The organism is bacterium, assembly GCA_016708315.1.
Taxonomy (GTDB): Bacteria; Zixibacteria; MSB-5A5; order CAIYYT01; family CAIYYT01; genus JADJGC01.
In genome coordinates this window covers 180,753-193,851 of the sequence record JADJGC010000004.1, presented here as the reverse complement: position 1 = coordinate 193,851, position 13,099 = coordinate 180,753, and the positions used below count along the sequence as shown (strand labels likewise).

The window sequence follows — 13,099 nt, the reverse complement described above, 5'->3', positions numbered from 1 at the left end:
CTTGAGATTACTCTCAAGGGCTTTTGGATTTATGGACCGAAACTGATTTCGTTTCGGCTTATGAAGATTACTTCAGAAGAGTCATCTTCTTGATTTCGGAGAAGTCACCCGAGGTCAACTTGTAGAAGTAGACACCTGAGGCAACCTGCGCGCCGGAATCAGAATTTCCATACCACTTTACGCTATAGGTACCGGCTGACTGGTAATCGCTGACCAGTGTCTTAACCTTGGCACCCATTACGTTGTAGATCGAGACTTCGACGAAGCCGGGCTTTGCAACCACGTATTCGATCGAGGTTTCGGGGTTGAATGGATTCGGATAGTTCTGAGCCAGGCTGAACTGATCCGGCAATACTCCACCAGACTTACCAAGGGTCGTGAATTCGTTGACGAATACGCGATCGCCATTGGCTGTCCAGTCGATTGTCTGCTCGATCTGTTCACCGTTGATCTTGAAGCTGATCTTGCCTGAGTTGGCAACATCATTGTTTGAGCTGAAGTTATCCGGACCATAGACCGGCATGAACCCGAACTTGCCCGTCTGACGGACAGCAAACTCACCGACCATAATACCGGCTTCATTGTAGGCTTCGATGACTGTTCCGGCCGGAATGTTCTGACCGTCGAGTTTAACGTCGGAGCCATACAGGTTGATCCAGGTATTGCTGGACTGTACGCGCGGCACGAAGCTGTTGAGGTTGCGCGTGACATCCGGTACGGAGGAAACGAACGTCGGTTCGCCATCAGGATAGATAAGCGTTCCGGCAGAGTTCGTCTTGATCCAGTAGCCGAAGCCAGCCTTCATCTCGTTAAGAGTGGCAAGTTCCGGAAGTGCCGGGTCATAGCTCAGACCACCATTTTCGTAGCCGAGTACGACAACGACGCTGCTCCAGATTGAAGCAAGTGCGTTCGGAACCGAAAGCGGAGCTTCAGGCAGATAGCTAACCAAGTTCCAGTTGTTCTCGATTGAGATCGGAGTCGAGGCTGCAATTAACTGACCGGTGAAGCAGATTGAATCGGCTGCATCCATACGGAACCAGTAACCATGAGCGTTGTCGACTTCAAACAGGGTCGAGAATTCCGGAAGATCCGGGTCATAAGTAAGACCAACTGATTCGAAGCTCAGGATGACGTCGGTGTTATCCATTACGTCAGCGAACAGGGTTTCGAGATCAGAGGTTGACAGAGCTACATTGAGTGAAATCAGATTCCAGCCAGCTGCCAAGTAGAGGCATCTGGTGACATCTTGATCGGACGGTGCAGTGAAGCAAGCTTCATAGCGATCGCCGTTACCGGTCCAGACCAACGGGTCACCGGAAAGGTCAACCGACGCGCCATCAAGCATAATGGTAATCGCATCACCAATGACGCAGCCTTCATCGACACCCGGAGTGTACGGATCATCGACGTAGACCGGCATGAATCCGAACGTACCCGGAGTGCTGACAACCCAGCGGCCGCAGAGCACGCCGTCCGGATCGAAGGCTTCAATGACGGAACCGACAGCAACCGGCTCGCCGTTGAACAGTGCTCCACCCTGGCAATAGAGGTCAACCCATTCGTAGGTCGGGGTGACGTCGGCTACCAAGACTTCAAGGACGATGTTAACATCCGTATCCGGAAGGTTTACGTTGCCTGTGGTTTCAGGATAGTAACCGTCTTTGTAAGCACGGACTGTGTATCCGCCATCTGGAGGCATCATGAAGCAGAATTCGTAGTAACCATCATTGTTGGTCGTGGTCGTGGCAATAACGCCAGTCTCATCCAACAGCTCGACGGTAGCGCCTTCGACTCCACCGTTGACATCGCTGATATAACCGCTGATGCAGTTTTCAGCTACTTCATTGATGGTGATCGAACCGGCAAAGAACTGCGGGTAGATCGAGTTTCCGATTTCATCGGAGAACATCAGTTCGACTCCCGGGGCGATGAACAGGGTGTCAATTGTGACAACCTGCGCCATTGCTGACGGATCAACTGAGAACCACAGGGTAGCCCAGAGACCTGAACCAGCCGCGACGAGCGGTTCCGGCGGAAGACGGAAGAGACCGTGCGCCAAGGTATGGGCGGTGTTGTCAATTGTGGTGATCTTGTTTTCGATAAATTCGACGCGCGATCCGGCAAATGACACCGAATCAAGCATCACGTCTGACGAGCTCCAAGTCAAACCAGCCGACATACCGGCAAGTTCTTCATAGTTCGAGAAGTTCATGTAGACTGCGACATCATCATCCGGATAAGCGATTTCGTGCGACAACCAAACGGTGTCTTCGGAAATCGGCTTCTCGGTGACGAAGAGCGTAATTTCAATTACGCCGTTTTCGTCGGCATTAACATCCTTGCCGACTGTGACCGGCGAAACCTGCACGTGGGCAGTATACGGGCTTCCGGAAGCCGCAAGACCGGCAGTATTGAACGACAACGTAATCAGGTCACCGGGAGTATCTCCGGCATCGACGTTGCCACTTTCCGGACTTGCAGTTACCCACGGCTGGTCTGAATTGACTGCCCAATAAAGGGTGCCGCAGACTGCGCCATTAGTAACATAGAATGACTCGTCAGCCGGGTTGGAGCCTTCTTCAGCAATGACAACCAAAGTGTCGAAGCTGGTGACTACAACAGGCGGGGCAACGCAGCTGCCGACTTCAAGCTGAACAGTGTCAGCCTTAACGGAGCCGCTGGTGCCTGTGAATACGAGGTCATAAACACCGGTCGGCGTGCTTGGGTCAATTGCGCCATTGAAGGTGCTAAGGCCCGGAGCAGCGACTGGATCGACAGTGAAGTCACCGGTGAAGTTAATACCTACGCCGCTAACAGCGAGGTCAACCGCATCGGAGAATCCATCGATTGAGCCGATGGCAATGTTGTATACGAACGGTGAAGCAAGACCGCCTTCAATAGTAATGGTCTCCGGAGTAACGTCAATCGTGAAGTCCGGATTCAGGTCGGCATTAACCGTGAAGGTAGCCGCATCGGAGTCGGCAAGAAGACCCGGGTCGGTGGCAGTGAAAGTCACTGTCTCTGAACCGGTGAAGCCGCTCGGATAGGTAATCATGGTAACATTACCGGTGTCGATGACGACGATGAGTTCGGTATTGCCTGAGAAGGTCCAGGTAAGTTCGTTGTCAGCGTTGTCCGGATCGGCGACGTAGTCGTCGAGATCGATAATTGCGAATGACTGGCCATCAAGGATGGTCTGATCAGGAATGTCGGCAACAACCGGCGCCTGATTCGGAATTGCGTTGACCGTGAAGGTCGCGGCATCGTTATCAGCCAGAAGGCCCGGGTCGGTTGCGGTAAAGGTAATCGTCTCGGCGCCGAGGAAGCCACTCGGATAGGAGATCGTGGCTACACGGGACGGGCTGATTGCCACCACTAATTCAGTATTACCTGAGAAGGTCCAGGTCAGGAGATTGTCGGCGTCATCAGGATCAACGACAAAGTCATCAAGGTTGATGGTGGTAAACAACTGACCTTCGGTGATTGTCTGATCCGGGATGTCGGAGACAGTCGGCGGATCGTTCACAATAGCATTGACGGTGAAAGTGGCCTGATCTTCATCATAGGCATTGTCTGGATCGGTAGCGCGGAAAGTAAAGACCGCGGAACCGGTAAAGTCCGGAGTGGCAACGAGAGTTGCGACGCGGGTGCCCGGATCAATGCTAACGGTAAGATCGCCTTTGGACTTCATCAACTGAGTAGTCCAGACGATATCGGCATCGATGTCATCTGGGTCGGTGACATAGTCATCGAGCGCGATGGTTGCAAAGGTGCCGCCTTGATCAATAATCTGATCCGGAATGTTGGAGACAACCGGTGCAGCGTTACCGGCGTTGACGGTAACATTGAACTGGCACTGACCAGTGTTGCCTGCTTCGTCGGTCGCGGTTACGGTAACAATCGTAGTGCCGAGCGGGAAGGCTGAACCGGAAGCCGGAACGGCAGCGGCGGTAGAACCTGCGCAGTTATCGGTGGCGCTAACAACGAAGTTCACGATAGCGCTTGTCTCACCCGGGTTTGCGGTGACACTGATGTCAGCCGGGCAAACAGCAACCGGGTTCTGAGTATCGTTGACAGTGACTGTGAATTGGCACTGAGCGGTGTTACCGGCATCATCAGTAGCGGTAGCGGTAACAACGGTGGCGCCAACCGGGAACAGCGTCGCCGGATTCTGACTGTAGGTTATGGCAACAGCAGCGTCACAATTGTCGGTGGCTGTGGCAGCGAAATTAACAATCGCGCCGCATGCACCAACATCGTTTCCGACGGTGATGTTTGCCGGGCAAGTTACGACTGGATTAGTCTGGTCGGTAACTGTGACAGTACAGCTTACGGTATCGGCGAGCACCGGAGTGCCGTTGTCGGTGACAATTAAGGAGACTACAGTCTGTCCGAGCGGATATGGACCGGCCGGAACCTGAGTAATCGTAATCTGGTCGCCATCTGGATCGCTGGAGCCATTATTGATATCAGCTACTGCGGTGCAATTGGCACCGGCAGCGACGGAAATCGGCTGGCAAACAGCGATTGGCGGGGTATTCGTGGGATCGGGGCATCCTGTGCCAAAAATAATGTCTTTGGTTCCGCAATCTTTGAGTACGGGAACGATATCCGCTGAACCATCCATCGGGGCAAAAATAGCCGGGCCGGCTGGCGGAACGAAGACGTTGAACAGGTCAGCACAACCATCGGTTACGCCAGCCTTGACGGTGAAGCGCATTGTGAAAGCAAGCACCTCGGTTGCGCCTGGAGCATGCACCGGAATTGGCATTGTCGGGTCGAAAGTAAACCAACCCGTCAGCACCGTATTGAGTGCAGTATCTCTGGGAGTGGAGCGGAATTGACCACCAAGGTCATTTAGATCCGGTCCACCTACTAAGGAGGTAAACTCCATGTGATACGTGTCGTACTTGAAACCAAAGGTAAATGCGCCGAGGTCTTTTGAATTTGCCATATAGACCGGGACGCTTACGATTGTTCCAGCAACCAACGGTACGTTAGTTGGACACTCGATACGCAAATAGTTCGTTGTCGAGTCATGCGGCTGTGCATAGGCCGCACTCGTCGACAGAATAAACGCTGCCAGAGCTATGAATAGCATCATAGTTCGGGTTAGCAGGCGCTTTGGCGACATAGAGCCTCCTGTAGAGTTAAGTGAGTCTTGGTTTTTTCTCAAAGTAAAGGAAAGGTTCACTTCCATAAAAGTTTCAGGTTGTAAGACTGCAATGACGACTGGTAAAAATAAGTATAGCACCCCCTATTTCCCATCAAAACGAATATAGAGTTTTATGCTGTAGTGTCAATAGAAAAAGCCGTTAGTATGCTGTTAAATTTAAGTGCAGAAAGGGCTAACATCCTTACGGTTAAAGGGTCTCCTTAAGCAATTAGGAGACAACAGGTATTGATTGCGGGAAAAAGCCTTAGGATTGCCTTTTCCCGCAGGATTAGTCGAACAAAATGGGATTTCTGCCTATTTCTGGCAAGGCGCCGGGCCACCCGAGAAGATGTAGTTTATGATGTATACGACGTCTGAGATGTTGCAATTGCCGTCGCAATTTGGGTCGCCGGCGGCCGGCGGTATTGGGGCTGGCCCAAACGCGAAGATGTAATTGAGCAGAAAAACTGCGTCAGATACGTTAACTGTACCATTCCCGTCAGCATCTCCCAGCACATACGCAATTACCGGAAAGGCGCCAATGTCATTGCGTGAACCGTCGAGATCATTGAACATTGGATCGGGATTGCCTTTATCGATACAGGGAGAAAAGGGCATCAGATCGAAACTGAAGGGATTACCGCCAACAAACATCGGATCGGCATAGACGCCGTTGGGGCCAGTTACAACACCGCTGTAGTCGCCGGGTACATTGTTGAACAGGCAATTGTAATCGAAGTAGCAGTTGATGCTGCTTGCAGCCCAAATGCCGTTTCCCTGGCAATTAACGACGATATTGTTGTAAGCAGTGTCTCCATCGGCTGCGGCAAAGCAGATTCCCCCGCCGGTATTGTCACCAGAACTGCAATCAACAATGGTGTTGTCGTGAACCAGGTTGTTGTAGGCATCGGGGTTGGCTAAGTAAAGACCGCCACCGCCCATTGAAGCGTGGTTGTCGACAATTAAGTTGTTCCGAATGGTAGCGTACCGAGCGCCAAGGGCGTTTATTCCCGCGCCATATTTCGCAGTGTTTCCGGTTATCGTGTTGGCTTCGATCAACATCGGACTCCAACTGGCGACGCGTATGCCGCCGCCGTGCGATGTACCGCGGTTATTTCTGAAGGCGTTGTTTTTAACCGTTCCACCGCAGTAGTACAGGAAAATGGCGCCATCGTCCACATCGTTATCTTCGAAGACATTGTCGGACACGACCGCATTCCCGAGATAAATTTCAACGCAGGTGTGGCCATTGGAGCCGGTGAAAGTGAAACCCCTCAACGTGAACTCAAATCCCGAGTTATTGGGGAGATGCAGGGCTCTTTGGCTTGGGTCGAGCGGGCGAAGAATGGTCGCCGCGGCACCGGAGTCAGAGATCATGACAATACTCTTGAAAACAATGACGACATTCTCCGAGTATTCACCCGGTGCAACCAAGATTGTGTCGCCATCATTAGCGACATCGACCGCAGCTTGAATGGTCGGCTGGTCTGCAGGGACTCGAATCGTTTTCGGAACCGCTGGAGTTTCCACCAAAACGGCGCCGATGTCATTGCGGGAGCCGTCGAGGTCATTGAACCGAGTCTCCGGATTGCCGGCATCGATACAGGGCGATGAGGGCATGAGTTCATAACTGAATGGATCACCACCGACAAATTGCGGATCGGCATAGACCGCGTTAGGACCATAGATAACGCCACTGTAATCACCCGGGGAGTTATTGAAAAGGCAATTGTAGTCGAAATAGCAATTGACACTGGTGGCAGCCCACAAGCCGTTTCCTTGGCAGCTAACCACGATATTGTTATAAGCGGTGTCGCCATCCGCTGCGGCAAAGCAGATACCGCCGCCGGTATTGTTACCGGAACTGCAGTTGACGATTGTATTGTCGTGCACCAGATTGGAGAAGGCGTCGGGATTGGCCAAGTAGATTCCGCCGCCGCCTGATAATGCATGGTTGTCAACCAAGATGTTGTTGCGAACCGTGGCATACCGGGCGCCAAGAGCGTTGATACCGGCACCGTAGGTGGCAGTGTTGCCAGTAATCGTGTTGCCGGCAATCAACATCGGACTCCAGCTGGCGACGCGAATCCCGCCACCGTGCAATGTACCACGGTTGTTTCGGAAGACGTTGTTCATGACGGTTCCACCGCAGTAGTACAGGAAGATGGCACCATCGTCCACATCGTTATCTTCAAAGATATTGTCATAAACGCCGGCATCCCCGCGGTAAATTTCAACGCAAGCATGGCCATTGGAACCGGTGAAGGTGAATCCCTTGAGTAGGAATGCATGATTAAGATTGGTAGGAAGATGCAGAGCTCTCTCGCCGGAGTCGAAGGGGCGAATAATTGTCATGGTCGCTCCTGAATCGGAAATCAAGGAGATGCTTTTGGAATTGATGATGATGTTTTCGGCATAGTCGCCGGGAGCAACAAATACGGTGTCGTTGTCAAGTGCGGCATCAACACCCGCCTGGATGGTGGGTTGATCGCCGGGAACATGAATAGTTGCGGCGAACGCAAACGAAGTGAGGGCCAGCACCAAAGTAAGAATGGTACGGATCATAAGTAGCCTGTCCTTTCTGGAAATTTACTTGTCAAATAAAGACGCATTTGCCCTCACAAGTCCACTACTGGACTGGAACCAGGCGGTTGCTTAGTATACCTATAAGATAATATTGAATATCCATGTTCTGTCAATACCAAACTGGCGCACGACAGCAAAAATCTTGTTCCCAGAAATGCAGCAATAGAAGCGGGAAAAGGCTTTAGGTTTGCCTTTTCCCGCATCAAACTGAAAAAGCAGCGATGCCTTTCTATTTCTGGCAGGGAGCCGGGCCACCCAAGAATATGTGACTAATCAGATAGACCGGGTCCGAAACGTTACATCTGCCGTCGCAATTAGCGTCTCCGGTACCCGGAGCGACCGGGACGGGACCATTCGCGAAGATGAAATTAAGCAAATAAACCGCATCGGATATGGAAATCACAGCGTTGCCGTCGGCATCTCCAGGTAGTGCAGACGCGGGCGGGAATGCTCCGATGTCGTTTCGAGAGCCATCCGGATCATCGAAAAGGTCATCCGGATTGCCAGCATCGACACAAGGTGAATTCGCTGTAAGCTGATAGCTAAATGGACTACCGCCAACAAACATCGGATCAACGTAGATTTCGTTCGACCCGATTGGAACACCCTCGTAGTCAGCAGGCGAGTTGTTAAAGAGACAATTATAGTCAAAGAAGCAGTCTGAAGTATTTGCTGCCCAGATGCCGTTGCCGGTGCAACCGACTATGATGTTGTTATAGGCGGTATCAAGACTGACGCCGCCGAAGCAGATTCCGCCTCCACCATCATTTCCAGAGCTGCAGTTGACGATCGTATTGTCGTGTACGAGAGAATGGACAGCGTCAGGATTGGCGAGATAGATACCGCCGCCATAAGACGTCGCGTGATTGTCAACTATCAGGTTATTGCGCACAATGGCATAACGGCAACCGAGAAGGTTCATTCCGGCGCCGTACGTTGCTGTATTGCCGATTACAGTGTTGCCCTCGATCAACATCGGGCTCCAGCTTGCGACCTGCAATCCGCCACCGTGGTGCGATCCGCGGTTATTAGTGAATGTGTTATTGACAATGCTTCCGCCACCGTGACCGACGAGCAATGCTCCGCCATCAACATCATTGTCATCAAAGATGTTCTCGATGATGTTGGCAGTGCCGCGATAAACTTCAACGCAAACATAAGCGTCGGAACCGGTAAATGTGAAGCCTTGAAGAAGGAATACATGATTCAAGTTGGTTGAGAGACGAAGAGTCGTTAGCGATGGATCCTGCGGACGGATCGTAGTCAATTCTGCGCCAGCCTCGGAAATCAACGAGAAGCCTTTGGCGTTGGCGACAAGGTTTTCAACATACTCACCAGGGGCGACAAGTACGACATCGCCCTCAGAGGCAGCGTTAATCGCGGCCTGAATGGTGGCATAGTCTTGAGGAACACGGATTGTGTCGTGAGTCTCAGGAATGATGATAAATGTGGCACCGATGTCGTTTCTTGAACAGTTGGTGTCATTAAAGCGGGAATCGGGATTGCCCCTGTCAACGCACGGTGAAGACTGTTGGAGTTCGTAGCTAAACGGATCACCGCCGACGAATTGCGGATTTGCATACAATTCGTTGTCACCCATTGGGACGCCAAAATAGTCGGTCGGTTGATTGTCAAACAGGCAATTGTAATCAAAGAAGCAGTTGAAGGAATTGTCTGCCCAGATGCCATTTCCGCCGCAATCGACGATGATATTGTTGTAAGCAGTATCATCAGCACAACCGCCGAAGCAAATTCCGCCGCCGCCGTCATTTCCCGATGTGCAGTTGACGATGGTATTATCATGGATGATAGTGTTGACAGCATCGGAGTTGGCTAAGTAGATGCCGCCGCCATAGGAAAGGGAGTGGTTGTCAACAATGAAGTTATTCTTGACGACCGCATTTGAAGCGCCAAGGAGATTGATCCCGGCACCGTAGGTCGCAGAATTGCCGATGACCGTATTGTCGGCGATTAACATCGGATTCCAACTGGCAACCTGCATGCCGCCGCCATGGAACGAGCCTTGATTGTTCGTGAAGATGTTACCGACGACAGCACCGCCACCGTGACCAGCGACAAGCGCGCCGGCATCGACTTGGTTGCCCGAAAATACATTGTCCTTAACAAGTGCAGTACCTCGATAAATTTCGACGGCACAGAATGCCTGAGAGCCGGTGATTTCAAATCCGCTCAGAATTGTCTCCAAACCGGTATTGTCTTCAAAGTGCAGGGTTCTGAGCGAAGGGTCAGCCGGAGCAAGTGAAGTCACAGCCGGGCCGGATTCGGAAATGAGGGTGATACCTCTGCCGACAATGTGGACGTTCTCGACATAACTTCCGGGAGCAACCAGCACTGTGTCACCTACTCGCGATGCATAAACAGCGGCCTGGATGGTCGGCTGGTCGAGCGGAACGCGAATTGTTGTCGGCACATGCGGAATTCCGACAAATGTCGCGCCCATGTCGTTTCGCCCTCCGGCAAGATCGAAGTAGCGAGAATCGGGATTTCCGGAGTTGAGACAAGGCGATGTCGGGCTTAGCTCATAGTCGTATGGGCTGCCACCGACAAATTGCGGATCAGAGAGGAGTTCATTTGGACCAGTCTCGACGCCTTGGTAATTGTCGGGGGTATTATTGGAGAGGCAATTGTAGTCGAAGTAGCAACCGACGCTATTGGCAGCCCAGATGCCGTAGCCACCGCAATCCACTATAATGTTGTTGAAGGCTGAGTCGACATAACAACCTCCAAAGCAGATTCCACCGCCGCCATTGTTTCCGGACGTGCAATTGACGATTGTGTTGTCATGGATGATGCTGCGATAAGCATCGTCGTTAGCGAGGTAGATCCCGCCGCCATACTGGGCGGCGTGATTGTCAACGATCAGGTTGTTGCGGACGACAGCGAAGCGTGAGCCGAGCAAGTTAATTCCAGCACCGAAGGTCGCCGTATTTCCGGTCACGATGTTATCGGCAATCAAAAATGGTTTCCAAGAGGCGACCTGCATGGCACCGCCATGCTCGGTGCTGTGGTTGTTTCGGAAGACGTTACCAAGAATCGTTCCGCCGCCGTGACCGACGAGAAGCGCACCGGCGTGACTCAAATTGTTCTCGAAAACGTTGTCGTAAACACCGGCAATGCCGCTGTAGATTTCCACGCAGACATAAGCTTTCGATCCTTTAAAGGTAAATCCGCGCAAGATGAAATTGCGGCCTTGATTCGACGGGACGTAAAGCGTCCGTTGAGTGGAATCCGCGGGCATGATCGTCGTTGATGCGGGGCCAGCTTCCGATATCAGCGCAATGCCCTTGGATTCAATGATGATGTTCTCAAAATAGATGCCGGGAGCCACCAATACTGTGTCGCCTTCAGTCGCGAAGTCGGCACCCGATTGAATTGTCGGTTGATCACCCGGAACGTGAATTGTCGCGGAAAGCGCAAACGAGTAGAGCCCCAGTACCAAAATGAGAATGGTACGGATCATAAGGACCTGTCCTTTCGCGGATTTTTAGGCGAGTATAGAGACATACACCCTCGAAGAATCACCTGAGAAGCGAGACTTTGTTCGAAAGTTAACTGGATAAGAATAAGTTATCGACTTGCAGCGAAATTGTCAAGTTAATATGGAGTTAAAAGACGGGTTGGACAGGAAAGAGGACCTAGCTTTTGCCGTTACCGTTGATGGCGCCTTCAATGGTTTTCCATGGAAGAAGGGCGCATTTTATGCGGACTGGAAACTTGGTGACGCCCTGGAAGGCGGCCGTATCGGATAGTTCTTCGCAGCGTTCGCAGGCTTCACCGCGAAGCATCTGATTGAAATCAGATAGGGCGAGTTTAGCCTCATCGAGATTTTTGCCGATGAGAGACTCGGTCATTACTGATGCGGAGGCGATTGAGATGGAGCAGCCTTTGCCTTCAAAGTGGACATCGGAAACAATATCATCCTTGACCGATATGTAGACGGTGATTTCATCGCCGCAGACGGGGTTCTTGCCTTCGACGAGAATATCCCATTTTTCCGGTTTGCCGTAATTGCGCGGGTGGTTGTAGTGATCGACAATCACTTCGCGATAGAGGTCATCTAACTGCATTCTTCAAGAACCTTTCCGATTGCTGCAGTGCGTCGATCAGTATATTAACATCTTCCTTGGAATTGTAAAGGTAAAAACTGGCCCGCGCAGTCGATATTACACCGAGCTTGCCCATCAAGGGTTGAGCGCAATGGTGTCCGGCGCGGATAGCGATGTTGTTAAAGTCGAGCATCGAGCCGATGTCGTGAGAATGCAAGTCCTTGTAGTTGAACGAGAACACCGAGCCGCGATTTTCGGCGGTGGTCGGACCATATAGTTGAATGCCCTCGGTTTCGAGCATGCGACGGAGTACATACTCGGTCGTTTCGCGTTCGTGCATCATTATGTTGATCAGACCGACGGAGTTGATGTATTCGATGGCTTTGCCGAAACCGATGACACCCGCCATGTTGGGAGTGCCAGCTTCAAATTTGTAAGGAAGCTCGTTGGTAGTAAAGCCGTCGAACTGGACATATTCGATCATATCGCCACCACCCTGCCAGGGGGACATAATCTCACCGAGTTCGCGTTTCATGTATAGCACGCCGACACCGGTGGGACCGAGCATCTTGTGTGACGAAAACGACAGGAAGTCACAGTCGAGGAACTTGACATTGATTCCCATGTGCGGCACCAACTGGGCACCGTCGATGTGGACCTTGGCGCCTTTCGCATGCGCTAATGCGGTAATGGCTTTGAGGTCGGGCATCGTGCCGAGGACGTTTGACATGCCGGTAATGGAGACGATCTTCGTGCGTTCGGAAAGTTTGTCAGAATAATCATCCATGTCGAAGCGCCAATCGCGGGTGGAGCGGACGTAGACCAGCTTGACACCGATGCGATCGCGCAACATCAGCCACGGGACGATATTGGAGTGGTGCTCGAATTCGGAGAGGATGATTTCGTCGCCGGCTTTAAGTTGGCTTTCACCGTAACAGCGGGCGACAAGGTTGATTGACTCGGTGGCGCCGCGGGTGTAGACGATTTCTGTCGGTGAAGACGCTTGTATGAACTCGGCAATTAGCTTGCGGACAGATTCATATTTTTCCGTCGCCATCGCGGAAAGGAAATAGATTCCGCGACGAACAGTACCGTAGTCTTCGCTGTAGAATTTTGATTCGGCATCAATGACACATTGCGGTTTGTGCGCGGTGGCAGCGGAATCGAGATAGACAAGCGGCTTGTTATTGCGGTGGGTGTTCCGAAAGATCGGAAAGTCGGTCTTGATTTTCTCTATGTCGAGCGGCATGAATCCTTCTTGAAGCACCGGAGGCTCGTAGTACCGAGCCTC

Annotated in this window: 5 protein-coding genes; all 5 read right to left on the bottom strand. The window is 51.9% G+C overall.

Going from position 1 to position 13,099, the window contains the following annotated elements:
- Window positions 1-67 precede the first annotated feature (67 nt).
- Complete coding sequence (locus tag IPH59_06105) at window positions 68-5,134, bottom strand: HYR domain-containing protein (protein ID MBK7091281.1); 5,067 nt, start codon at window positions 5,132-5,134, stop codon at window positions 68-70.
- Between the two features lie 336 nt (window positions 5,135-5,470).
- Window positions 5,471-7,720: a right-handed parallel beta-helix repeat-containing protein gene (locus tag IPH59_06100; protein ID MBK7091280.1), complete on the bottom strand. Its 2,250-nt coding sequence runs from the start codon at window positions 7,718-7,720 to the stop codon at window positions 5,471-5,473.
- A 250-nt stretch (window positions 7,721-7,970) separates the two neighbouring features.
- Window positions 7,971-11,222: a right-handed parallel beta-helix repeat-containing protein gene (locus IPH59_06095; GenBank protein MBK7091279.1), complete on the bottom strand. Its 3,252-nt coding sequence runs from the start codon at window positions 11,220-11,222 to the stop codon at window positions 7,971-7,973.
- A gap of 175 nt (window positions 11,223-11,397) precedes the next feature.
- Window positions 11,398-11,829, bottom strand: a complete 432-nt coding sequence (locus IPH59_06090) for an SUF system NifU family Fe-S cluster assembly protein (GenBank protein MBK7091278.1) — start codon at window positions 11,827-11,829, stop codon at window positions 11,398-11,400.
- On the bottom strand, window positions 11,816-13,057 hold the full coding sequence (locus IPH59_06085; GenBank protein MBK7091277.1) for a cysteine desulfurase: 1,242 nt from the start codon (window positions 13,055-13,057) through the stop codon (window positions 11,816-11,818). The genes IPH59_06090 and IPH59_06085 overlap by 14 nt, the downstream gene beginning before the upstream one ends.
- Window positions 13,058-13,099 lie beyond the last annotated feature (42 nt).